Annotated in this window: 18 protein-coding genes and 1 tRNA gene; 11 read left to right on the forward strand and 8 right to left on the reverse strand. The window is 50.5% G+C overall.

The window, feature by feature from the left end; translation table 11 throughout:
- Positions 1–30 precede the first annotated feature (30 nt).
- Entirely contained in the window at positions 31–2,019 is a 1,989-nt protein-coding gene (locus AC53GJ_RS00560; protein WP_496730599.1) for a transporter-like protein, read from the reverse strand.
- Between the two features lie 198 nt (positions 2,020–2,217).
- On the opposite strand from AC53GJ_RS00560, the gene proB reads away from it, so the two are divergent.
- Both proB and AC53GJ_RS00570 read left to right on the forward strand, forming a co-directional pair.
- Positions 2,218–3,333 carry a glutamate 5-kinase gene (proB, locus tag AC53GJ_RS00565; RefSeq protein ID WP_496730600.1) on the forward strand — a complete coding sequence of 372 codons (1,116 nt, stop codon included), beginning with the start codon at positions 2,218–2,220 and terminating at the stop codon, positions 3,331–3,333.
- Positions 3,330–4,613, forward strand: a complete 1,284-nt coding sequence (locus AC53GJ_RS00570) for a glutamate-5-semialdehyde dehydrogenase (RefSeq protein ID WP_496730601.1) — start codon at positions 3,330–3,332, stop codon at positions 4,611–4,613. Before proB ends, AC53GJ_RS00570 begins: the two co-directional genes overlap by 4 nt.
- Positions 4,614–4,702: 89 nt before the next feature.
- On the opposite strand, the gene AC53GJ_RS00575 is transcribed toward AC53GJ_RS00570, so the two are convergent.
- The 6 genes from AC53GJ_RS00575 to leuA all read right to left on the reverse strand — a co-directional run bounded on the left by AC53GJ_RS00575 (position 4,703) and on the right by leuA (position 12,362).
- Positions 4,703–6,814, reverse strand: a complete 2,112-nt coding sequence (locus tag AC53GJ_RS00575) for an InlB B-repeat-containing protein (RefSeq protein WP_496730602.1) — start codon at positions 6,812–6,814, stop codon at positions 4,703–4,705.
- Positions 6,815–6,968: 154 nt separating this feature from the next.
- Positions 6,969–7,532, reverse strand: a complete 564-nt coding sequence (locus tag AC53GJ_RS00580) for a hypothetical protein (protein WP_496730604.1) — start codon at positions 7,530–7,532, stop codon at positions 6,969–6,971.
- 142 nt (positions 7,533–7,674) lie between these two features.
- On the reverse strand, positions 7,675–8,277 hold the full coding sequence (leuD, locus tag AC53GJ_RS00585) for a 3-isopropylmalate dehydratase small subunit (RefSeq protein ID WP_496730605.1): 603 nt from the start codon (positions 8,275–8,277) through the stop codon (positions 7,675–7,677).
- Positions 8,274–9,701, reverse strand: coding sequence for a 3-isopropylmalate dehydratase large subunit (leuC, locus tag AC53GJ_RS00590; protein WP_496730606.1), 1,428 nt, complete (start codon positions 9,699–9,701; stop codon positions 8,274–8,276). The genes leuD and leuC overlap by 4 nt, the downstream gene beginning before the upstream one ends.
- A gap of 4 nt (positions 9,702–9,705) precedes the next feature.
- A complete protein-coding gene (leuB, locus tag AC53GJ_RS00595) occupies positions 9,706–10,776 on the reverse strand; it encodes a 3-isopropylmalate dehydrogenase (RefSeq protein ID WP_496730607.1) in 1,071 nt (356 codons plus the stop codon).
- 32 nt (positions 10,777–10,808) lie between these two features.
- On the reverse strand, positions 10,809–12,362 hold the full coding sequence (gene leuA, locus AC53GJ_RS00600; RefSeq protein ID WP_496730608.1) for a 2-isopropylmalate synthase: 1,554 nt from the start codon (positions 12,360–12,362) through the stop codon (positions 10,809–10,811).
- A 496-nt stretch (positions 12,363–12,858) separates the two neighbouring features.
- Here leuA and AC53GJ_RS00605 point away from each other — a divergent pair.
- From AC53GJ_RS00605 to AC53GJ_RS00635, 7 genes are all read left to right on the forward strand, one after another.
- Positions 12,859–12,945 (forward strand) — tRNA-Leu (locus tag AC53GJ_RS00605).
- Between the two features lie 104 nt (positions 12,946–13,049).
- Positions 13,050–14,279, forward strand: a complete 1,230-nt coding sequence (locus AC53GJ_RS00610) for an adenosine deaminase family protein (protein WP_496730609.1) — start codon at positions 13,050–13,052, stop codon at positions 14,277–14,279.
- Between the two features lie 1,228 nt (positions 14,280–15,507).
- Entirely contained in the window at positions 15,508–15,702 is a 195-nt protein-coding gene (locus tag AC53GJ_RS00615) for a hypothetical protein (protein WP_496730610.1), read from the forward strand.
- A gap of 196 nt (positions 15,703–15,898) precedes the next feature.
- Positions 15,899–17,317: a sensor histidine kinase gene (locus AC53GJ_RS00620; RefSeq protein WP_496730611.1), complete on the forward strand. Its 1,419-nt coding sequence runs from the start codon at positions 15,899–15,901 to the stop codon at positions 17,315–17,317.
- Complete coding sequence (locus AC53GJ_RS00625; RefSeq protein WP_496730612.1) at positions 17,314–17,907, forward strand: hypothetical protein; 594 nt, start codon at positions 17,314–17,316, stop codon at positions 17,905–17,907. Before AC53GJ_RS00620 ends, AC53GJ_RS00625 begins: the two co-directional genes overlap by 4 nt.
- Before the next feature lie 2 nt (positions 17,908–17,909).
- Positions 17,910–19,262 carry a sigma 54-interacting transcriptional regulator gene (locus AC53GJ_RS00630; protein WP_496730613.1) on the forward strand — a complete coding sequence of 451 codons (1,353 nt, stop codon included), beginning with the start codon at positions 17,910–17,912 and terminating at the stop codon, positions 19,260–19,262.
- A 34-nt stretch (positions 19,263–19,296) separates the two neighbouring features.
- Positions 19,297–19,614 carry a DUF2288 domain-containing protein gene (locus AC53GJ_RS00635; RefSeq protein ID WP_496730614.1) on the forward strand — a complete coding sequence of 106 codons (318 nt, stop codon included), beginning with the start codon at positions 19,297–19,299 and terminating at the stop codon, positions 19,612–19,614.
- Between the two features lie 25 nt (positions 19,615–19,639).
- Here the strand turns inward: AC53GJ_RS00635 and AC53GJ_RS00640 are convergent, their stop codons facing one another.
- Complete coding sequence (locus AC53GJ_RS00640) at positions 19,640–20,347, reverse strand: hypothetical protein (protein ID WP_496730615.1); 708 nt, start codon at positions 20,345–20,347, stop codon at positions 19,640–19,642.
- A gap of 859 nt (positions 20,348–21,206) precedes the next feature.
- Between AC53GJ_RS00640 and AC53GJ_RS00645 the strand changes: the two genes are divergently transcribed.
- Both AC53GJ_RS00645 and AC53GJ_RS00650 read left to right on the forward strand, forming a co-directional pair.
- Positions 21,207–21,398, forward strand: a complete 192-nt coding sequence (locus tag AC53GJ_RS00645; RefSeq protein ID WP_496730616.1) for a hypothetical protein — start codon at positions 21,207–21,209, stop codon at positions 21,396–21,398.
- Positions 21,399–21,554: 156 nt separating this feature from the next.
- A complete protein-coding gene (locus AC53GJ_RS00650) occupies positions 21,555–25,394 on the forward strand; it encodes a two-component regulator propeller domain-containing protein (protein WP_496730617.1) in 3,840 nt (1,279 codons plus the stop codon).
- Positions 25,395–25,398: the final 4 nt, after the last annotated feature.

Raw genomic sequence — 25,398 nt, forward strand, 5'->3', positions numbered from 1 at the left:
GCAGGCTAGGCAACATAGCAGCAGGCTGGCTTAATCCGGTTTTTTCCCACGAACCATCGGGAAAAACAGTTGCAGTGGTTGTTGTCGTGCTTGTTCCCAGACGCTGGCCAATAAGGTCGGGAGCTTGCTGATACTAGTGCCACGGGCGCGTAGTGCGACTGTGAGTGCCAGGGTAAAACTGACCCATAAATTAACAAAACCTATCAATAACACCAGTAATAACTGACCGGCAAACTGCAGCGGAGTTAAATCTGCACTGACGCTGCTGTAACCAAGATTGGCCGAAGCAAAAGCCACATGGCGGATATCCAGCGGTAAACCGGTCAGGTAACCGAGATACCCGGTCATGCCGAGCAACAGACCAAAACAGAAATTACCGGCCAGCGCCCCATAGTTATCATGCAGATAGTCGGCCAACCGACGGCGTGCACCGTCCGGCAGCAGACTGCGCAGCCATGGATGTTGGTACAACCGCACCCGCAGTTCCAGATAATTGGCTCTGTTATCAAAAAAACCTGCGATGATGCCAGCGCAAAATAACCAGACACCGGCAATAGCAGCAAAAAATAACGCGCCGTGCAGCGGAGAAATCGCATTCAGCTGATAAGTGACCTGACTGGCGCTTAGCAACGGCTCGGCTTGGCAGAATTCAACGCCCGCAGCAATCAGACAGGCCAATAACACCGCACAACTGACATTGCCCCAAACCGCACCCCACTGCGAGCGATTGACCGCAATCAATAAAGCAGCCAGTTTTTTGTGCATGGCACGGCCGTTTTCACCTTTTTCAACTTCTGCGGCAAAGCTAGCGGCTGTCATCGCCGGTTGTTTGGTGGCAATGGTAAAATGCAGGATATGCACCAGCATAAAACCAAAGCCGTAATTCAGGCTGACCAGCAAGGCATGCAAAAACGGCGGATAAGCCAGGCTTTCCAGATGCATTTTATTCAGCGCCAGTAGCGCAATAATGACCCCGGCACCACAGGCCGAGCGCAATAACCGCAGAAACTGGCTGTTGTCATGGGCAATATAATGCTCGCCATGGCCGCTGGTATTAATGGTAATACTTTTCGACAACATCTGGCTGGCACTGCGCCATAACGACAACACACTGGTTTTGGCGGCTGCATCACAGAGTAACTGCGACAGCAGCGTTCGGCTCAGTGTCGCCTGATCCGGTTCTGCATTGAGAATTCTCGCCAGTAAGTTGATCCGATCCAGCGTTTGTTCCAGCCGCTCCAGTAAATGTGCCACCGATACCGTGCTACCAACACCAGCACCTCGGCGACGCAGGCGTTCCAGTTGCTGATAACACTGACTCAGCATCACGGCAAAATGGCCTAAGTCATAAGCTACTGCTGCCGTCGCATCAAGCTGCGTCGGTTTGCGGCTGGCAATTAACAGGCTGATTTCGCGGTGCAGCGCGATAAAAGGTGAATCCGTGCTGATAAGCCTTCGGTCCAGCCGCATCAGTTCAGGTTCAATTTCTTCGGCGGCCACCCAAATCCCCAGCATTTCCAGCGCGTACCAGGCTTCATCGTGGCAATAAGCACTGAATTGTTGTTGCTGTTCGGCGGGGGCCAGTCGCCATAACTGCTGAAACAAGCTCAGCAGCTCGCTGGCACCACCTGCTGCCAGCCAGTCACTGCAGCCGCTGGCAGAGAGTTGTTGCTCCAGTACATCTTTTAAATCTGCTGTCAGCCGTGGTGCCGGATTTAGTTTGTCATAAGCCCTGGCGGTCATTTCGCGCATAAAACCACGCCTGGCGTAAATGCCAAGACTGACCAGCGCCGGGTACAGTTGCAAACCGCCTAGCCATTGCAGCAGTTGGCTGGCGATAGCGCTGGCATGGGCCGGGTTCTCGCGCAGGGCGAGGCTCAGTTTTTCCAGCCGCTGCTCGGCGGCAATCTGTTGATGAGGCTGACTCAGCCAGTGGATCAGTTGCTGACAAATCAGCGCGCCATCCGGTTGTGGCGCTAAACTGCGGACTAAAGAGACCGCGCCTTGGGTATTGTGCATAACACTCCTGTTGCTCGCTGCGTGGCGCAGCTGGCGCGCCTGGCAGTAAAAACTGTAGCCGTTCTGACCAGCGCTAACCGAACAAAGTTCGGAAAAAGCCTAGCGCCTTGTTTTACGACTGGACATATATACGGCTATAAAGTTAAGCTTTGACTGATATTTGCTCAGTGCAGCAGCAACAACAGGGGATAACATCAGATGGCGGGCCTGCGGTGGAAACGGATAGTCATTAAAGTGGGCAGTGCGCTGATTGCGCCAGCGGGCAAAGGTTGTTCGACCCGTTACCTGCTAGCCATTGCCCGTTTTATCAGTGAATGTAAATTACGGGGCACTGAAGTGGTGCTGGTGTCCAGTGGCAGCGTCGCGGCCGGCCGGGCGGCGATAGCCTTTAGCCATCAGCCGTTGCCGATCAACGTCAAACAAGCGATGGCGGCGATTGGACAGAGCCAGATGATGATGATGTGGAGTCAGTTGCTGGATTGGCCTTGTGCCCAGTTGTTGCTGACGCATGATGATTTTCGCGATCGCAAAAGATATCTGAATATCGACAATACCTTACGTACCTTACTCAGCCATCAGGCGCTGCCTATCATTAATGAAAATGACACTGTGGCGACGGCCGAGCTGAAAGTTGGCGATAACGACAATCTGGCCGCCATGGTCGCGATCCTGGTCGACGCTGATGCGCTGATTATCTGTTCAGATATCAACGGTTTATATACGGCAAATCCACGTACTGAACCGACGGCGGAATTTATTCCTCAGGTCGATGCCATCACCCCGCAAATTTATGCCATGGCCGGTGGCAGCCATCATACTATCGGTACCGGCGGTATGCTGACCAAGCTGCAAGCCGCCGCCAAAGCCACCACCCAGGGCATCGACACCCTGATCATCAACGGTCAGCAAGCCAGCAGTTTTGAAGCTTTATTGCAGGGTCAGCCAGTCGGTACCTTGTTTTGCGCCCAACCGGTGCAGCTCAGTGCAAAAAAACACTGGTTATTACACAGCAGTAAAGCCAGTGCAACTGTCACGCTGGATGCCGGTGCTGTTGCTGCGCTACTGCACAAAGGCGCTTCTTTGCTGGTGAAGGGCGTTGTGGCGCTGCAAGGAGAGTTTGATAAAGGGGATGCCATCTGGCTGGTCGATCAGCAAGGCCAAAAACTGGCGAAAGGGGTGAGTCAGTACAGTGCGCCTGAACTGAACAAAATCAAAGGAGTGCATAGCAGTGAGATCAGCGCCTTACTGGGCTATTGTCCCAGTGAAGTGGCAGTGCACCGCGATGATTTAGTATTAATGGAGCAAGCAGGATGAATCAAATCACCACAACAGCCGCCAGCGCAGTAACTTTTGACATCGCACAATTGTGCCAGCAAGCCAAAGTCGCTAGCCGGCAACTGGCGCAATTGGGCGAAGCCGACAAAAACCGCCTGTTGCTGGCGATGGCGGCTGGACTGGAAGCGGCCACGGCAGAAATTTTGGATAAAAATCAGCTGGATATGCAGCAAGCCATCCAGAATGGTTTACCGGCTGCGATGCAGGACCGCTTGTTGCTGACGGCGGAGCGGATCAGTGCGCTGGCGGCGGCGGTACGACAAATTGCCGCTTTACCGGATCCGGTCGGGCAGATCCGACAGTTGGCTCCCAGACCCAATGGTATTCAGGTTGGCCGGATGCGGATCCCGCTCGGTGTGATTGCAATGATTTATGAAGCCAGACCCAATGTCACCGCCGATGCCGGGGCTTTGTGCCTGAAATCCGGTAATGCGGTGATTTTACGCGGCGGCCGCGAAGCCTTGCAGTCCAGTCTGGCGATTGCTGCTGTGTTACAACGGGTGCTGGTACAACACCATATTCATCCGGCAGCTATTTCGGTGGTGCCGGACCCGGATCGGGCGCTGTTATTGCAGTTATTACAGCAGGATGCCTATGTCGATTTGGTGATCCCGCGCGGCGGTGAAGGGCTGATCCGCTTTGTCAGCGAGCACAGCCGTATTCCGGTGATCCAGCATTACAAAGGCATTTGCCATTTGTTTGTCGATAAAGCGGCCGATCTGAACAAAGCCCTGGCGCTGCTGGTGAATGGTAAAACCCAGCGGCCCGGTGTCTGTAATGCACTGGAAACCTTATTGGTGCATGCCGATATCGCCGCCGAGTTTCTGCCATTGGCGCAGCAAATGCTGGCGGCACATGAAGTGGAGCTGTTTGGTTGTGCTAACACCCGAGCCTTGTTGCCACAAATACAAGCTGCTGCTGAAGGGCAGTTTGATACTGAATATCTGCGTCTGGCGATGTCAGTCAAAGTGGTGGCCAGTTTTGCTGAGGCGGTCGGCCATATTGAGCAGCATAGTTCTGGTCATACTGAAGTGATTTGCACGCAGGATATCAGCCGGGCGCAGCTTTTTTTGCGGCTGGTGAATTCGGCTGTGGTGATGGTGAATGCTTCGTCGCGGTTTTCCGACGGCGGCGAGCTGGGACTGGGTGCAGAGATTGGTATTTCTACCAGTAAGTTGCATGCCTATGGCCCGATGGGGCTGGAAGCGCTGACCACCGAGAAATACCTGGTGATTGGCGATGGTCAGGTGCGGTTATAAACCACCTCTGTTGGCAGCAACGTTGTTGCTTTCTTTGTGGTGATGTGGCCAATAAGTGCAGTATGAACTTATTGGCCATGCGCAGCTGCTTAGCTACAAGCCCCCCAGTTCACACCATCTTGACTACATTCTTTTAAGATGGTCTGATCATCGCGGGTGCTTTGTTTCTCCCAGCGGCCATCGCTGAATTTATCGATCTGAACACGGTTTTTCGTTCTGTCATCGGTGGAGCGTTTGTGCCAACCGGAAACCGCCACTTTTGGCTCTTCATCAAACAACAGACCTACTTGCGACAGCCGCTCGTACAGTACTTTTAACTCCAGCTTGTCAGCTTTGTTTTGCAGATTGACCCAATCTTTTAGCTGGTTGTACTCCACATCTGTTGCTTTAAAGTCGAAGCGGCCATAATAACTGATGCCATTGTGCTGGTAATTGACTTCATAATACTTCCAAGTTGAATTTTCGAAGTTGATCGGCTGACAGGTTTTAGGATCAGTCACGTCGTCGGAATGGCCACCGTTTCTTAAGGTGTAAGTGATGCCGGTGAGCGACTTTAAGGACAGAGACTCTCCGCCGGGACAGCGGAATGTTGGGTGATTATCGCCCTTGTCGTTCCAGGTATCTTTTGTGGATTCAAAAATGGCATTGCCCCAGTTTTGTTTTTGTATTTCTCGCAGATAGACAGGTCGCACCACTGTGGTTTGATCATCGCTCACTTTGACCAGTTCTGAGATAAAGCCAGTTGGTAACCAGACAGCTGTGTCGCGATACCAAGCCTGTGGATATGCATTGTTATAATCCGATGTGCTGCCTTGATAAAACAAAGTACGGATATAAGTGGCATCCGGATATTGCTTCTTCAGCGAATCGCGATAAGCAAAACTGGCTTTCAGACCTTTCACAATGCTTTGGGCTAAATCGTAACTGGCTTTGTCCTTATTTTGGATAAAGTCGGCAAAAATTTTCTCGGCCGAAATATTGTGTTTTTGCACTATGCTACGGATTTGATCTTGTAATTCATAGCTGATGTCTTGCCGCAGTTTTTGACTGGCTTTGACAGTTTCACAGCTGCCTAAGCCGGTCTCTTGCACCTGTAATTTCTGCAAAATTTGTTCATGCAGCACTGAGGTCAATGGCGAAATATGCAGCACATCTTCATTGCTGAGTGGTTTTAGTTGCGGTGGTCGAGCCATCTGATAAGCCGCTGTAACAGGGCCGCTATCTTCGTCAATGGCGCCGACCGGTACATCGACATATAAAGTGGCATAAGCGGCACATTCCAACTGCGCTGCTGTCATTTCTAAACTGTAATCACCTTGTTGCGTTGAGACTGCTGATGGTTCATCAGCGTCTTTATTTTTATTGCCATTGAGATCCAGCCAGACGGTGGCCCCACTGACATAGCCATCAATGACTTTACCGCTGATTCTTTGGTCATTAATGCGGGCAAAACTGGCGGTGACAGTACAATTGGCTGTGACTGCTGTGGTGGTAAATTGATTATCAGTTAAAGTGCCATTACAGCCGGTGGCGCTGGCAATTTTATAACCAGCAGCGGGCGTTAGCGTAAAAGTTGTCGTTGCACCATGCTCAACAATAGCACTGGTTTGGTTCAAGCTACCGCCTGCGCTGGTGGTGGCATTGACAGTGTAAGTATTGAGTTTAAATTGCGCTGTGATGGCACAGTTGGCTGTGACAGCACCTGTAGTGTATTGATTGCCATTGAGGCTGCCATTACAACCTGACACGCTGGCTAAGCTATAGCCAGCCGGCGGTGTCAGCGTAAAAGTTGTGGTGGCGCCATGCTCAATCGTAGTCGTGGTTTGGTTTAAAATCCCGTCTGTGCTGGTGGTAGTATTGATGGTGTAAGTATTTAATTTAAAACCGGCGGTAACGGTACAGTTGGTGCTGATAGCGCCAGTCGTGAAGATATTGCCATTTAAACTGCCATTACAGCCGGAAACACTGACAAGGGAATAACCTGCCGCTGGGGTAAAAGTCAGATTAGTGCTGGCGCCCTGATTGACAGAGACGCTGTTCTGACTGGCGCTGCCGCCAGTTCCTGTTGCCACCGCCACAGTGTAAACGCTGATTGGTGGCGGTGATGGCGGCGATTTCGACTCACTGCCGCCGCCACAGGCGGTTAATAACAGCAGTAACGATGGCACCAGAATAATGTTCGACTCAGGCCGACAGAGCATAAAGTTATTTCCTTGTGTAGATGTCCGTTTTTTCATCATGCTGAAGAAAAATATCATATAAATTTATCGAAATTAACTTTAAAAGATAAAAAATAAACAAAAGTTAAATTTGTTCGACATACCAATCGACGGTTGTCGCGCTGAGGTGCCAGCTTTATTGCATCGCTGTGGGTTCTGCAGCTAAGCAGGCGATGTTCGCAAGTGCAGTCTTGAGTGTCTGTTCATCTGTCAGCAGTTTAGTTTTGACCCGGCTTTCCCAAAAATGACCACTACAGCCATCTTCAGCATTGGCCTTTTTGGCGATATATTGATGTAAGCTGCGCAAAAACCAACTGAGATCACAGAGTCGATTGCGCCAGGTTTCCAGCACCGCCATGGTGTCTGGATCTTCCGCGAGCGGCAGTGTTTGCAGTGCCCTGGGTAATTGGTAAAGCATGGACCAGCGAGCGATAATTTGTTGTTGATCCAGTCGGACTGCTGCTGGCGGATCTAATCGCAGCACGAGCTGATATTGCCTGGGTTGAATGGCCAGTGCTACGACTTCAACCATAAACATGTCGCTCAATAACATCAGTCGTTCGTTGAACCATTGCCGCCGATGATCATAATGATAGTGTCCGGCAAAACCGGTTAAATAGGCAAAACGTACACAACGGCCGGTGACATGATAATAAAGCGCGCCATCATGAGAAGCGGACGCATTCAGTAACTGAGACATGGCAGGGCAGCTTGTGCAGCAAACAGGATAAGCTAACTTTAGTTGCAAAAGTGTCATTTGCAACTATTTTGTAAATATAATGTGTTTTTAGCAGGCAATGACTCCGGCAGTCGCTGGACCTGACTGCCGGATAGGGTTTAGCTTAACCCAACCAAGGCATCGCCTGGCGGCGCTTGGTTTCATAAGCGCTGATTTGTGGGGTCAAGGTTTCACTGGCACCGATAAAATCCAGCCCGGACAACAACCGTTGTTTTACATCCTGATCAATCTGAAAGCCAACGGCGGCGTTATTGCCAAGCAGAATTTCCTGATTCGCCAGGTCAATCTGCCACTGCTGCGGGCCTTGTTTGCAGCGATTAAACAAAAACTCGATATTGCTGGCGCTCAGGCTAATCAGCAACATGCCGTTGTTGACGCTGTTGTTAAAGAAAATATCGGCAAAGCTTTCGGCAATAATCACATTAAAACCGTATTGCTGAATGGCCCAAGGTGCGTGTTCGCGCGACGAACCACAACCAAAGTTGGCTCTGGTTAATAGCACCGAAGCGCCCTGAAATTGCGGTTCATTCAGCACAAACTCCGGGTTGGCGCTGCCATCGGCCAGATAACGCCAGTCAAAAAACAGCGCCTCGGCAAAACCATCACGGCTGACTGAAGTTAAAAACTGTTTTGGGATAATTTGGTCGGTATCGACATTATTTTTATCCAGCGGGCACACCAGGCCCTTGGCGAAAATCTGGCTCATGCGTTTGCTCCTGGCTGAATGTAGCTGATATCAACAAATTTACCGGCAATAGCGGCAGCGGCGGCCATCGCCGGGCTGACTAAATGGGTGCGACTACCGCGGCCCTGCCGGCCTTCAAAGTTACGGTTGGAAGTTGAAGCACAGCGCTGGCCTGCGTCGACGCGGTCATCATTCATGCCCAAACACATGGAACAACCTGGCTCACGCCATTCAAAACCAGCGGCTTTAAATATGTCGGCCAAGCCTTCAGCTTCGGCCTGACGTTTGACCTGACCTGAACCCGGCACCACCAAGGCCCTTACGCCAGGCGCTACTTTCTGCGAACCCACCACAGCGGCAGCAGCGCGTAAATCTTCAATGCGGCTATTGGTACAAGAGCCGATAAAGACCACATCAACCGCGATATCCGTCAGTTTTTGCCCGGCCGCTAAACCCATATAGGCCAGAGCGCGACGAGCGGCATCGGCTTTAATTAAATCGTTAAATGAATCTGGGGCCGGTACCGGCTGATCCACCGCAATCACTTGCTCTGGGTTAGTGCCCCAACTGATTTGGGGTTTGATTTGGCTGCCATCAAGCCGAATTTCGCTATCAAACACTGCATCGGCATCCGAATACAATGATTGCCAGTATGCCACTGCCGCGTCCCAATGCTCGGCTTGCGGTGCATGTGGCCGGCCTTTTAAATAAGCAAAAGTGGTGTCATCTGGCGCAATCAAACCGGCTTTGGCGCCCATTTCGATGCTCATATTACATAAGGTCATCCGGCCTTCCATCGTCATGCCGCGAATGGCTTCACCACAGAATTCAGCAACATAACCATTGCCACCGGCCGTGCCCAGCTGACCGATAATCGCCAGGATCACATCTTTAGGGGTGACAAAAGGTGATAATTGCCCAGTGACTTCCACTTTTAAGGTTTTTGCCGTTTGTTGCGGCAGCGTTTGCGTCGCCAACACGTGTTCCACTTCAGAAGTGCCGATGCCAAAGGCAATAGCGCCAAAAGCACCGTGGGTGGAGGTGTGAGAATCGCCACAAACAATAATCATCCCCGGTTGGGTCAGGCCAAGCTCTGGGCCAATCACATGCACAATGCCTTGATCCGGATGATGTAAATCCAGCAGCTCGATGCCATTTTCTGCGCAGTTGGCTGCCAGTGCTTCCAGTTGTTTACGCGAGGTTTCGCCAGCGGCAGCATAACTACGCACTTGGGTCGAGGTATTATGATCCATGGTCGCGAAAGTTAAATCAGGCCGGCGTACCGGCCGTCCGGCTAATTTTAAGCCGGAAAAAGCCTGCGGGCTGGTCACTTCATGAATTAAATGCCGGTCAACAAACAACAAATCTGTGCTGCCATTTAACGAGCCAACCACATGACTTTGATAGATTTTTTGATATAAGGTTTTACCTGATGGGGTGGTCATGACGTTATGCTCCTGCCTGAATTGCGGCCACTATGGCATCGCCGACAGCGGCGGTACCATACTGAGATGTCGGGTTGATATCGCGGCTGACAATGCCGTCTGCCAGCGTTTGTTCCACGGCCGCTTCAATAGCGCGGGCAGCAGCTTCTTCACCACAGCTAAATCTCAGTAACAAAGCGGCACTTAAAATTTGCGCCACCGGGTTGGCGATGCCCAAGCCCGCGATATCTGGCGCGCTGCCCCCGGCCGGTTCATACAGACCAAAGTTGGAGCCATTCAGGCTGGCCGATGGCAATAACCCTAAGGATCCGGCAATGGCGGCCAGTTCATCCGATAAAATATCGCCAAACAAATTGTCACATAACAGCACGTCAAAATGTTTTGGTGCCCGGATCAGCTGCATGGCGGCGTTGTCGATATACATATGTTCCAGCGTGACGGTCGGATAATCCTTGGCCACCCGCTCAACCACTTCGCGCCACAGCACTGAGGTGGCCAGCACGTTGGCTTTATCAATCGACGTCACTTTATGATTGCGTTTGCTGGCGGCGTCAAAGGCGACACGGGCGATACGTTCAATTTCCGCCACGCTGTAGGTTTGAGTGTCAAAAGCAGCCGTTTCACTGCGGCCTTTTTCACCAAAATAAATGCCGCCGGTCAGTTCGCGCACACATAAAATATCCATGCCCTGGCTACTGGTGCGCGGATGTAATGGCGATAAATCGGCAAAGGCCGGATAAATTTTACCTGGCCGTAAATTGCAGAATAAATCAAAGGTTTTGCGCAGCGGTAATAACGAAGCACGTTCCGGTTGTTGCGCAGGCGGTAATTGGGTCCATTTTGGCCCGCCGACTGAACCGAATAAAATGGCGTCGCTACGCTGACACAGCGCCAGGGTCGCGGCTGGCAAGGCTTCACCATGGGCGTCGATGGCGGCGCCACCTACCAGTGCCGTTTCGGTCTGAATGCTAAACCCGAATTTAGTGGACACCACATCTAATACCTTCAGTGCTTCCTGCATCACTTCCGGGCCAATGCCGTCACCGGCTAATACTGCAATTTGATAAGTCTTCATGCTGTTCTCTGTCATTCACTGATTTTTATAGGTTAAGCCTGGCGCCGGGCTTGCTTGACGGCGTCAATACGTTTGCTGCGTTCGATCAAATTCAGCACATGGACATAAGCCAGTACCGAAGCGCGGACTATATCGGTGGCTAAACCAGCACCGTGATAGCGCCGGCCTTGGTATTCCACGATGATATCGACCTGACCTAAGGCGTTTTCACCTTCGCCTTTGGCCTGTAAGTTGTAATCCACCATTTTCAGCGGCTGGCCGGTGATGCGGTGAATCGCCTGAAATGCTGCTTCGACCGGACCATTGCCGGTGGCGGCTTCGGTCAGCATTTGCTCACCAGCCCGAATACCAACGGTGGCGCTGGCAACATGGCCGGTATGCGTACTGGAACTTAAGAAATCCAGTTGATAATGCTCATCGTCATCCTGCAGATTCTGGAAAAACACCAGTGCTTCTAAGTCGTAGTCAAACACCCGGCCTTTTTGATCGGCTAAGGTGATAAACGCGGCATAAATCTGTTCTAAATCATAATCTTCTTTGCCGTAACCTAACTCTGCCAACCGATGAGCAATCACAGCTCGACCTGAGCGTGAGGTCAGATTTAATTCGTTTTGCCGGATGCCAACCTGTTCAGGTGACATAATTTCATAAGTATTTTGCGCTTTTAACATGCCATCCTGGTGAATGCCGGAGCTATGGGCAAAGGCGTTTTCGCCAACAATGGCCTTATTAGGCTGAATTGGCATATGGCAAATCTGGCTGACCAAATGACTGGAGCGGTAAATTTCGGTGCTTTTGATGTCGGTGTAAAACGGCAGAATATCGCTGCGGGTTTTGATAATCATGGCGATTTCTTCCAGCGAACAGTTACCAGCGCGCTCGCCGATACCGTTGACGGTACATTCAATTTGGCGGGCACCCGCCTGAATGGCGCTAATGCTGTTGGCCACTGCTAAACCTAAATCGTTATGGCAGTGCACACTGATAATCGCCTGATCAATATTCGGCACTTTGTTACGTAAGCCACTGATGATCTGCGCATATTCATTAGGGATGGTATAACCGACAGTATCCGGGATATTGATAGTGCGGGCACCGGCTTTAATAGCCGCTTCGACGATACGGCATAAATCTTCTAATGGCGTGCGGCCGGCGTCTTCACAGGAGAATTCAACATCGTCGGTAAAACGGCGCGCCAGTTGAATGGCTGCCACCGCCTGTTCGGTGGCTTGTGCTAAGGTGCGGCGTAATTTGTATTGTAAGTGCAGCGGCGAGGTGGCAATGAAAGTATGAATACGACGGCGTTCGGCGTCTTTTAACGCGGCGCCACAGGCTTCGATATCCGCGCTGACAGCGCGGGCCAGGCCACAAATAATCGGTCCTTTGACGCTTTGCGCTATGGCTTGTACTGATGCAAAATCGCCAGGGGAAGACACCGGAAACCCAACTTCCATCACATCGACATTCAGTCTGGCAATGGCATGGGCCAGCTGGATTTTTTGCTTATGGCTTAAACTGGCGCGTAACGCCTGTTCACCATCGCGTAAGGTGGTATCAAAAATCCAGATTTTATCTTGGCCGTTCATGTTGTTTTCCTCTTGCTGCAGTTGCTGTTTTTCTGTTCGCTGACAAGCCTGAGGCAACAAAAAACCCCGGCTTGTGGCTCGGGGTTTTTTGCTGGATCCGGTAAACGCGTGTTACCAATGCACAAAACCCCGTGGCCTGAGTAGGAGCACGAGGAGGTTGAGCGCGATGATGGTCACAAGGTTTTGGCTTTGCATAAAATTCGGTAATTTGGTTGCCTTACTGGCGAATGTTATTAGTAATATCACGGCACTTTTGGAAATGCAACAGTATAGATGGCCAAATCAGCTGAAGTCAGGTGGGTTAACCTGAACAGTTGCTGTGAAACTGCAAACCGAATCAGTGAGTTCTGTTGCAGCATCAGGTGGATGTTTATGTTGAAAAAAACAACAAACAAGCTGATTTCAGTGAAAAATGACAAAAAGAACATGACAAACTGTTGTTATTCGGCTTAAAATGCGCGCCGTTCTGCCAGTGCTTTTCAGCACACGCAACTCTGCCCGGGTGGTGAAATCGGTAGACACAAGGGATTTAAAATCCCTCGCTCGAAAGGGCGTGCCGGTTCAAGTCCGGCCCCGGGCACCATTTCTGCTTCATCTTATTTGCTCATTTTGCTATTTTTCTCTGTCGCATCTGCCGACGACTGCTGCTATAACTAAAACCAGTTTTGTTTTGCAGTGAGCTCTGATATGCCGTTTTATTCCGCTGATTTTATTAAAGAAATGCCTAAATCTGATCTGCATTTGCATCTGGACGGCAGCCTGCGGCTGGAGTCTTTGCTGGACATGGCGAAACGCAGTAAGTTGCAATTACCTTCCGACAGCGCTGCTGGCTTAAAAGAGTTGGTATTTAAAGGCGCCTATAACAATCTGGGCGAATATTTGCATTGTTTTCAGTACACTTGTGCTGTGCTGCGCAATATGGAAAATCTGGAACAGGCCGCTTATGAGCTGGCAATCGATAACCAGAACGAAGGCGTTAACTACATCGAAGTGCGGTTTGCCCCACAATTGCTGATTGATTTACCGGCCGGTATCGACTTTGACCGGGTGATGCATGCGGTGAATAATGGATTACTGCGGGCCAAAAATGAATACAACCGCCAGGCCGTGGTGATCGCTGGCGACAAACCACCTTTTGCCTATGGCATTATCAACTGTGCGATGCGGATGTTTGGCGATAAAGGTTTTTCACCTTATTACACCAATTTATTTCAACTGATGCGCGATTTTGAACCCATGCAGGTGATTAAACTGGCCGCGATGGAACTGGTGCGTGCCAGTGTGCGGCTGCGGGATGAAGCAGGGATGCCGATTGTAGCACTGGATCTGGCTGGTCAGGAGTCGGGGTATCCGGCACATAATTTTAAAGAAGTGTATGAATATGCTCATCAACACTTTTTATTAAAAACCCTGCATGCCGGGGAAGCTTATGGTGCTGAATCGGTATTTGAAGCTATTACCGAGTGTTATGCCGACCGTATTGGCCATGGTTATTCGATGTTTATTCCGGAGATGATCAAAGATCCGGCTATTTTAGATAAACAAAAATATATCAAAGAGTTGGCTTCCTATATTGCCGACAAACGCATCGCGATTGAAGTTTGCTTAACCTCCAATCTGCAAACCAATCCAGCTATTACCGACATCAAACAACATAAATTCCGCGATATGCTGGAAAACCGGATGGCGACCGTGATCTGCACCGACAACCGTTTGGTGTCTGATACGACGGTCAGCCGCGAGTATCAGCTGGCGCTGGATAACTTTGATATTCCGCTGAAACGACTGAAAGACATTGTGGCTTATGGCTTTAAGAAAAGCTTTTTCCCTGGTAGCTACGTGGAAAAACGCGAATATGCCAAACAATGTCTGGAGTACTTTGATGTAGTGGCGCGTAAGTATGGCTTTATTTATTAAAGCCTTTTCATTGAAACGGGTCTGTTTTTTGCCATGAGCGGTCAATGGCTGGACCTTGTTGTCGGCATAGCAGCCGACTTTTGCTGTCCGTGAAAACGGACTGTTTTTTTGTTTTAGTTTGCCGCTAGCTGGCTTCAAAAAGCTTTCGCCTTTGGCGAGTACCTTTCTTTTGCTTCGCCAAAAGAAAGGTACCAAAGAAAAGGCGACCCCGGGATCGCTCGAAAGCCCGCAATAAAATCAATCGTTTGAGGCAACGCCGTAACTCGGCCGCCGCTAGCGTCGGCGGCCTCAGACACCCGGCGTTTTAAAACCTCAAACGATTAATTTTATCACGGCTCGCTTTAAGGGGACCAAGAGCAAAAGAGTTTACAAAGGAGTAATTTATTGATTTTAAATAGATTTAATTCAAAGAGTCTTTACTTCGAGCTGGAAGTTTATTGAAGTTTGACTCTATCAATCTCATTTACAATCAATATCTTAAGTGCTCGCTTTTTCTTGTAATTAATTTCCCCGTAAAGCGAGCCGTGATAAAAGCAATGGTTTGAGGTTTTAAGCTGGCGGGTGTTTGAGCAGTTCGACGCTAGCGAACTGCGAGTTACGCCAGCGCCTCAAACCATTGATTTTATTGCGGGCTTTCGAGCGATCAGGGGTCGCCTTTTGTTGGTTACTTATTTTGGCGAAGCAAAATAAGTAACTCGCCGTAGGCGAAACGCTTTTCAAAACCAGCTAGCGGCAAGCTAAAAAACAAACACCATCCGTTGTCACGGATATCAACAAAAGCAACCGTCGGCTGCTATGCCGGCAAAAGCACAACGCTATTGACCGCTCATGGCAAACCCTGACTCGCCTATAAATAAACAATTGATTTTAAATGTTTTTTCTAGAAATTTCATTTCCTTGGCAAAACTGTCGCAAATAAGATACATCGTAACTTATTGATTTTAAATAAATTAATCTTATGGTCATGATAGCTGTCGCTAATAAGCAACAGTTCCAGTCCAGCTTTGCGGGTCACTTTGTGCGTCTTTAGATTGGACTGGTTATAAGCTATTGAATTAATTGATTATTTAATTAATTTAAAAACTTGGCACAGCCTGTGCATTATTAGAGTTGTCCAGGTAAATAACGCAAGTGATACACAAGGTTCCGCTTCCGTTTTTTACCTGATGAAACTAGGTAGTCAGAATTGTAAGACCTGCAACGGCAGGCACAGTCATAGAGGTGTAAGATGGACACATTTTTAATCGCAGCAGCAGCTTTCTTTATCGTCAATGCGTTTGTGTTTGTAACTTATTTACGCAAAATCGATGTCAATGGCCCAGCCGTTCGTCAACTGGAAAAAGCCCAGTTTGCTGATGCTTACAATCGTCAAGCCAGCAAAATCCGTAAAGCCCGTGCTGCCGGTGTTGCTGCCCGCGCTTAATACCACCAAACAAATTCCCTTCAGCCGGTCTATGACCGGCTTTTTTTATGTCCAGAGACGGACGGTACAGCCTTAGACCAGACGCGACCCAGCGCAAAGACTGCCACTCCGAATCAACAAGCTGCTTTTGTGTCGGCAAAAATCCGTTATGATAGCGCGTTCACTACAGGCAGCTTGGGCCAGGAGAGCCGTTATCATGAAAATGCCATTCCAGCCTGCATCGCTCAGGCAATTTATTTTGCTCAGTTTTTTTCTGGCGCTGATCCCGCTGGCAGTGCAGTTATGGCAAAGCAATAGCGCCTTGTCGGATGTCAGCCGTTTTGCCGTGGCCGAGGCGGAAAGTTCAGTCAGCAGCGTCAAACTGACAGAGAATATGCAAAATGTGGTGGTGGATATTGAACGGGCGGTGCGCCAATACAGTATTTTGCGCACTGAAGCACTGAGCCGGCTGGCCGGGACCCATCTACACAATTATCAGCAGATGCTGAGTGGGGTTTGCCAGACGCTGAATGCCGCCTTGTTATGTGAAGAGCAACAACGTCAGGTGGCGGTGTTGCTGGAAATTTACCCCAACAGCGGCATCGAAGATTTGGCACCCTTGTTATTGAAAATTCGCCAGTCACAGGTGCAACTGACGGAATATACCTGGGATCAGCTGGAGCAGCGGCTGCAAATTCAACAAAATTATGTGGTCGATGCGCAAAATCAACTGGCCTGGCAGAGTATAGTGTTGGTGATCCTGACGCTATTACTGGTGTTGTGGGCTTCAGCCCGGATCGCATCGCCGATTAAACAGCTGGATACCATGATCCGCTCTATCGGTCAGGCCAGCCATCATTTCCCGAATGAAAAAGTGGAAGGCCCGCGCGAACTCACCGAACTGGGTGAACAGTTACGCTGGCTGGCGTCCAGGTTGCAACAACTGGAAGCACTACGGCTGATTTTACTGCGCCACGCCTCACATGAACTGAAAACGCCGTTGTCGAGTATCAAAGAAGGTTGTGCCTTATTGTCCGAACAGTTGGTGGGGCCATTAAATGCGCCACAAATGGAAGTGGTCACTTTGCTCAATGGCAGCGCCGATCGGCTCAGTCAACTGACTGAGCAGTTGCTGGATTACAACAGATTATTGCAGCAAGCCAAACCAGAATTCACCTGGCAGGACAGCCAGCAACTGCTGCAAAGCTGTTTTAATGATCATGCGTTATCGTTACAACAACGGCAGCAATTTATCGAGCTGGATTGTCAGGTCAGCCGGATTTATACCGATGCGATGCTGTTTCGGCGTATTCTGGATAACCTGATTAATAATGCTCAGGCCTATGGCGGTCAGGCCAGCCCGGTGTGGGTGGTGCTGCGCCAGCATGATAAGTTTTTATTGTTAGATGTGGCCAATAATGGCACGCCAATTCCGGCCGAAATGCGGGCCAAACTGTTTGAACCATTCCAGCGTGGCACTGCCCCAAGATTTGATGCGGTGCAGGGCTCAGGCCTTGGCTTGTCTATTGTGGCGGATTGCGCCAGATTGTTAGGTGGGATGGCGGAAATTGTCGATGTGAATTATGCCGATGTCTGTATTCGGATCCGGTTACCTTTAGTTGAGGGTTCTTTATGAAGTCGTTTTTGCGTGTCGCGGCCGCGTCTTTGTTATGTGGCACCGTACTGGCAGGTTGTCAGCAGAAGCCTGTGATGTTACCTGTGATCAGCAAACCGCTGCCGCAACCGGAAAAAGTGGTCGAACTGCCGAAGCGAGCGCCAGAGCCGGTGAAGCCGCAACTGGCGTTGCAAGACAATGCGGAAACTCTGCAGGCCTGGACTGAGTTTCGTGCCACTTTGCTTGGCATCTCCGCAAAAGAGCGTGAGGCACTGAGCCGCAGTCTGCCAGCTACAGCAGTGGCAGAACTGCAACAATTATTGATCCGCACTCATCCGGAAACACCTTACGCCATTCGTTTTAAGGCTCAGATGGAATTGGCCGGGCAATTACAGACCCTGCCAAAAGGGCTGGCTGATTTACTGCGCTGGGATCATGCCTACAACCAGAAATTACTGGAAGCCGAATCTGCCGTTAAAGCGTTAGGCCGGTTGAATGGCCAGCAGCAGGATCAGCTGGAAAGGCTGCAAAAACGCAATACCGATCTGCAGAAGAAGATTGATGCGCTGACGCAGATCGAAGCCAAATTAAATGCTGCAGGCGGAGGTTAATCATGAGTGGTAACAATGCCCGGCTGTTATTGGTCGATGATGATCCAAGTTTATTGCGGCTGATGACGCTGCGGCTGGAAGGTGAAGGCTATCGGGTGATTAGCGCGGATTGCGCCGAAACCGCGCTGACCTTGCTGGCGAAAAATCCGGTGGACGTGGTGTTAAGTGATTTGCGGATGCCAGGCCTGGACGGTATGGCGCTGTTTGATGAAATTGCCAAACGCAATCCGGGTTTACCTGTGGTGCTGATGACGGCGCATGGCTCTATTCCAGAAGCGGTGGCAGCCACCCAGCGTGGTGTGTTTGGTTTTCTGACCAAACCATTGAATAACGTTGAACTGCGGGATATCTTGCAAAAAGCCGTGCATCAGTCGCATGTGCCCAGTAAAGACGAATGGCGGCAGGCCATTGTCACTCGCAGTAAAAGTATGGAGCAGGTGCTGGAGCAGGCTTATCGGGTAGCGCAGCGCGATGTCAGTGTGTTAATCACTGGCGCCAGTGGTACCGGTAAAGAATTATTGGCCAATGCCATTCATCAGGCCAGTCCGCGCGCGCGGCGGGCTTTTGTCGCGATTAACTGTGGCGCTTTGCCGGAACATTTGCTGGAGTCTGAGCTGTTTGGTCATGCCAAAGGCGCTTTTACCGGTGCCGTGACTGAACATGCCGGTTTATTCCGTGAAGCCGATGGCGGCACTTTGTTCCTCGACGAAATTGGCGATATGCCATTGCCGCTGCAGGTAAAATTATTAAGGGCTTTGCAGGAGCGGCAGATCAGGCCAGTCGGCAGTGCTAAGTCGATCCCGATTGATGTACGGCTGATTTCGGCCACCCATCGCGATTTAAAACAGGCGATGCAAGAGCAGAGCTTTCGCGAAGATTTATACTACCGGCTGAATGTGGTGAATCTGCAATTGCCGACGCTGCGGGAAAGAGCTGAAGATATTCCGTTACTGGCGCGCCATGTACTGGCGCAAAGTGGCGAACGTCATCATGTGCAGGTCAACCGCTTTTCCGAAGATGCGATGCAGGCGCTGGTGACGGCACAATGGCCTGGCAACGTGCGACAACTGGTCAATGTGGTAGAGCAATGTGTGGCGCTGACCAGCAGTCCGGTGATCAGTCTGGCACTGGTGGAGCAGGCGCTGGCGCAAAACCGCAGTTTTTGGCCGACGTTGAGCGAAGCGCGCGATCAGTTTGAACGGCAGTATCTGATCCGGGTGCTGAAAATGGCGGAAGGCAATGTCACCAGAGCGGCTGAACTGGCCGGACGTAATCGTACCGACTTTCACAAGTTATTGAAAAAACATGAACTCAGTGCGGCACAAGTCTCAGAGCAAGAAGATACTGGCGATTAGCCGCCTTACAAGTGACCAAGCAAGAAGCGATCGTATGAACGAAAATTTTACTGTTGAACCTGAAGTCCTCAAAGCCAAAATTACCGCAGAAACGGCGCGGATCAACTGGCTGGAACTGCAGAAGTTTTATGCCGCCGGTGCTGTGCTGCAGGTCGCGGCCGGTTTGGATCTGGTGGAGGTGGCTTATGCGGTCGCCACTGATGACAAAACCCAGGTGGCTGACTGGCTGGCGCAGCAACAACTGGGCGCCGTCAGTGACGAACAAGCCGGGCTTTGGTATCAGGCCAAAACCGAACTCTGGGCTGTGGTGATATCGCCCTGGGTCTTGGTGCAGGCACCGGCGTTACATTAATGTAATTGCGGCTTTGCCTGCGCCGTTATCTGACCTGTAATTGGCTCGGATCTTCGGTGGCGATAAACAACAATCGGGTGACAGTTTCACCATTGCTGTCACCACTGGTATTAATAAAGGTGTAATTGCCATCAAAAGTTGCAAAATCGTCGATCGTTTTCTGCTCAAGCGGCGTGCTGGTTGTCAGGCTTACGGCACAGAGTTGACCTGCGCAAGCAAACATCTCACCATGGATACTAGCGCCGAAGTTGTCATACATTTTTTGCTGTAGTTTGGCTTGTCGCTCTGCTGCCTGTTCTGTGGCTTCAACCGCCGCCAGACGATCGATAACGCTCTGAAAGTCTGGATGCGTGAATAGATGGCGCAGGCTTTGTTGCACGACCGCACCATCCGAATGAAGCAACGCCGTATCCAGCGCTGTGGCAGAGCTAAAAGCCGAACCTTGGCTAAAAGCAATGGCCTGTTGTTGTTCTGCACTCAGGTTGGAATTGCTGCCCGCTGGTGGTGGCAAATGTTCAGTGCTGTCCACTGTTGCGATACTGGTGTTTGCGGTTGCTACAGTCTGAACGGTACTTTGTTTGCTGAGCGCAGCGGCGGGTTGCCCGGGTTTAACTGAGGCTGGTAACGGAGTTGCTGCAGGCTCAGCCGTATGCCAGGACTGCCAGCCAAAATAGGTTGCCAGTAAAACAAAGACGGCTGCAATCAGCCATTTCAAAGCAGTATGAACCATCATCTATCCCCTGAATAACCTGAGCTCACCTCTGGTTGCTCAGGTGTTCATCATCAATTTTTTATAACTGGCAAGAAACCTGGCCACCTACCGTCACTGTCATAGTGCCCTTGGAACATTTGCAAATCATAGGTTTGGCGGTGGCAGAAAAAACGCTCAACAGGCATACAATTAACATAACTTTTTTCATAAATGAACTCCTTTTGTTGTTTAGATTGTACTTTGTGCGATCTAGTTTATTTTTTTATTATGAATATGTGTTTTTTTTGTATAAATTGATTCTAATCGTGTTGTGTCTTCAATGCGGGATCGCGGCTCGGTGGTACAAGGCTGAGCGATAGGTCGGTCCACCAGGTGGCTATCGATTGATTTTCGTCGATTGATTTTTGAGCTGAGCTGTTGCACTGTCGCTTGGCGGCGAGTCGATTACCATTGCCATTGAAAGAAAACAGGATGCGATGAAAACGCCGCTGATAGTTGGCTAATGGGCTGAATAAAAAAAGGGGGGATAGTTACAGGCTATCCCCCAAACTGCAGAAAAGCATAAACACCGTGGAGTTTGGATCCCTCCGCAAACCGTGCAAGTACAGTTTTGTCGTCCTGACGCAAAAGACTATAACCCAGCTTTTTTCGTATTGCAAATGATTCTCATTTAATTTATGCTGATTTTATCGGTCCTTGCTGTGATAGCTGTCTGGCCGATGAGAGGCAAGCTGTCATCACTCTCATTGCATCTGGTTTATTGTGTATTTGGCTGGGTTGGACGCCAGTGTTAAACGCATGTTTGGTGTCACAGCGACCAGATGGAAGGGTAACAGCATAGCTTGTTGGTTGAGCAGAAGGTTAAACCAAGGAGAAGAGCATGGCGGGAATGGCAAATCTGGCGCTGATCCAACTGACGTTGTTACTGCTGTTTTTATTGCCTGCATTGGTATTAGTTGGCATTGATTATCTGATTTATCAGTCGCTTGACCGACGAATTTTGTTGTTAGCTATGGCACTGGGGCTGGTTTTACTCTGCTGCTGCGCGCTGGAACAATGGTTGATGCATTAACTGCGGCACTGAGATGCAACTGACAGTTGCAGACCAGGGCAAAAGCTATGATACTGCTGTTTAATCACGGGCAGTAAAGGTCGCCAACAGATGCGGTTTGGGTGGTACTGGGTTTGTCTTTTTTGCTGCTTGCATCTGTGGTTGCCGCTGATTGCTATGGCAGCCTCAGTTGCCAATACTGCAGCGTCCTCTGCTGCCATGCCCGCCACTGAAGTTTATAGCCGCTTTATCCAGCTCAATCGCGACCATCCGCAGTTATCACAAACCACAGCGCTGGTGCAGGATCAACAAGGTTTCCTCTGGATTGGCACCCAACATGGCTTGTATCGTTATGATGGTCATCAGTTAGAAAGCTTCCGCGCCGATCCCACCAATCCAACCAGCTTATCTGCCGACTGGATTTCCAGTTTGCTGGTCGATCAGCAGGGTTTAATCTGGGTTGGTACCCGCTATGGCGGTTTGAACCGCTATGATCCAGCCACTGAACAATTTCGCCGCATCCCGTTACCGCGTGATCAGGGTGCTGTCCAGCAGGTCGAAATCAGTGTGTTGTATCAGGATCCACAATTGCGGATCTGGGTCGGTACCTTTGGTGCCGGTTTATATCGCTGGCAACAAGCTGGCCAGTTACTGGAAGAAATTCAACTGCCGGTCGCTGCCAAGGCGATTGATGCGCAATTTATTAATGCACTACAACTCGATAAAGAGGGCTTTTTGTGGTTAGGCAGTGGTAATGCGCCGCTGCGCAGTCGTGGTCAGGCCGAAGGCGGTGCGATGCGCTGGCATCCGGAGCGGCTGGAAAGTCAGATTTTCAGTGTGCACAATTCTGCGTTAACTGCTGCTGCTGTGACAGCTATTAAAACCGATGTCCAGGGTCAGATTTGGCTGACCAGTTATGGCGGCGGTTTATGGCAGTTTGAGCCGACACAACAGCAATTGCTGGCTGCGCCCGGGCAACCCGAATTATTGCAAAAATCGTTGTTAACTGATTTGTGGTTCGCGCCAGATGGTGCTTTATGGCTCAGTAGTTATGACCGTGGTTTGTGGCTATTGCCAAAGTCAGCCGAGAGATGGCAGTTATTTCGTGCCAACCCGGCTGTGAAACAGCAGTTGCCCAGTAACAACCTGACGGGTTTGTTACTCGATCAACAACAAAATTTATGGTTAAAAAGCCCGGCCGGAATTTTTGCCTTAAGCCCGATGGCGCAACAAGTGCGGACTATTGGCGCTGATGCCAATAATCACCATATGCTGGCGCATCCGGATGTGTTTGGCATTGCAGCAAAAGCGCCCGGTCAATTTTGGCTGGCCAACCGCGATGGTGGTTTGGTGGAAATCGACCTGACGACCGGCAAAGTCAGACGCTGGCCGATCCAGCCAGCTGCAACAGTGGTGCATAAACCTAGTCTGTTACGGGCTGTACTGCAGGATGTGGCCGGTAAAGTCTGGCTGGGCACAGATGCTGGTTTATTCTGGCTGGATCAACAAAGCGGCGACTGGCAGTTGCAACCGCTGGTGGACGGGGATGTGCAGCCGCATATTGGTGTGCTGCTGCTCGATCAGCAACAACAACTGTGGATTGGCAGTCGCGGCGACGGTTTGTTCCGTTTTCACCCCAAGGCAGTCAGCCAATACCGCCATGATCTGGCCTCCAATGTTGGTCTAGCCAGCAATACTATCAGTACCTTACAAACAGATGAATACAATGATCTGTGGATTGGTTATACCGATCAGGGTATTTCCCGGCTGGATCAACAAAGCGGAAAAATTCAAAGCTGGCGTGAAGGTACACCGCAGGCCGCCGGTTTGACGTTCAACGGTATCCAGTTGATTTACCGCCAGGATAAAGTGCTTTGGGTAAGGGCAGGGGGAGTGAACCATCGTGTCATCCGCGATCCGTTGCAACCGAAAATCATCCAGGGTTTTAAACCTTATCTGAATCTGGCTGATCAGGATGCTGAACTGCGTCAGGCCAGCCACTTTCTCTGGTTGTACCGCAACCGGCTGGAAGGGCAGGAACTGGTGCAGTATGGTGAGCCTTATGGGTTCCAGAGCACCACCTGGATTGGCTCCTGGTGGGTGACTGCAGACGGCATGCATTTACGGGGTGGCAATCAAGGGCTGGATTATTACTGGCCGTTACAACTGCCGCAGTTGAGCACACCACTGCAGGTGCGTTTTACCGGTTTTAGTTTATTTAATAAAAAAGTGAAACCGGACCAAAGCAGCTCCCAGCCAAGCTCCCAACCGTTGCTGGAAAAAGCTATTGGTTATGCTGAACAAATTTGGCTTCAATATCAGCAGGATATGTTTAGCCTGCATTTTTCCGCGCTGGACTTTGTTGAACCAGGTCAGATCCGTTACCGCTACCGGCTGCAGGGTTTTGACCGTGACTGGATTGAAACCGATGCCAGTAGCAGAGTGGCGACTTACACCCGGCTGGCTCCAGGCAGTTATCGCTTTGAGATGATGGCGCGTAAACCAGGTCAGCAGTGGCAACAAGCGCCGGTCAGCAGCATTAAAATTGTTATCCAGCCGCCATGGTGGCTAACGCTCTGGGCCAAAATACTGGCGGGACTGGCGTTGGCTGGGGCGATTTGGTTGTTTTTGCAATTCAGATTAAGGTACGAGCGCCAAAACCGCAACCGACTGGAACAGTTGGTCAACATGCGCACCACCGAATTACAAACGCAAAATCAGGCTTTGGCGGATGCGTATCGGGATATGACCTTGCTGCAGATGCTGGCCAAACAAATTACTGCTTCGCTGGATCTGCAGGAAATCATTTATTTGTGTCAGCACAGCCTGAACCAAATTATGGATGTCCATGTGCTGGCCATCGGCATGTACCATGCTGAGCGCCAGGTGCTGCAATTCAGTCACTGGCTGGAAAATGGTCGCAAAATGGAGTTTTTTGAACTCAGTCTGCAGCCGGAGCAACAACTGGCAGCCGTTTGTTTTAATCAGCAGCGTGAAATTAATATTCGTAACCGGGAAGAGTTTTTGCATTATCTGACGGTGATGCCAGCGCCGGTCAGTGGTGCGCCGATGCAGTCGGTGTTGTATTTCCCGTTAACGGTCAACGGTGAAAGAATTGGTTGTCTCAGCCTGCAAAGTCCGACCCGCAGTGCTTTTACGCCGCCACAAATTAATCTGGTGCGCACTTTGGCCAGCCATATTGCCATTGCGGTCGCCAATGCCAATATTGTCGCCAGACTGCAACAAACCCAGCAGCAACTGGTGATGCAGGAAAAAATGGCCTCCTTGGGTGGTCTGGTGGCCGGGGTGGCACATGAAGTGAATACACCACTCGGCATTTGCGTCACAGCTGCCAGTCATCTGCAAACTGAACTGATGGCGCTGCAACAGGCGCATCAGCAAAAAACGCTGGGTGCGCAAGGCTTTGGCCATTTCCTTGATACCGCCTTGTCGGCGGCGGACATTCTGACGTCCAATACCCAACGTGCTGCCCAGTTGATTAACAGCTTTAAACAAGTGGCGGTGGATAAAACCGCGGCCACGCAGCGCGAATTTGAACTGACCTCTTATTTACAGGAAGTGCTGAGTTCGCTGCAACCGGAGCTGAACCGGAAAAAATGTAAGTTCAGTCTGTTGTCACCCCCCGGTATTCAGTTGTATACCGATGCCGGTTCGCTGGCACAATTACTGACTCACCTAGTGATGAACTCGTTACAGCATGGTTTTGCCGACTATGCAGGGCCTGGCGCCGAAATCAGTTTAGTGGTCAGCAGTAGTGCCGGCCAGGTGTTACTGGAATACCGCGATAATGGTGCCGGCATGAACAGCGATACGCTGAAACGGTTGTTTGATCCGTTTTTCACCACCAAACGCAGTGAGGGCCATAGTGGCTTAGGGGCGCATATTGTCTACAATCTGGTGACAGCGCAGTTGCATGGCAATATTTATGTCAGCAGTGAGCCTGGTCAGGGCGTGCATTACCGCATCCTGTTGCCATTACAACGCCGACCCGATTAATTTC

It is taken from the genome of Rheinheimera sp. B2H12 (genome assembly GCF_059620065.1).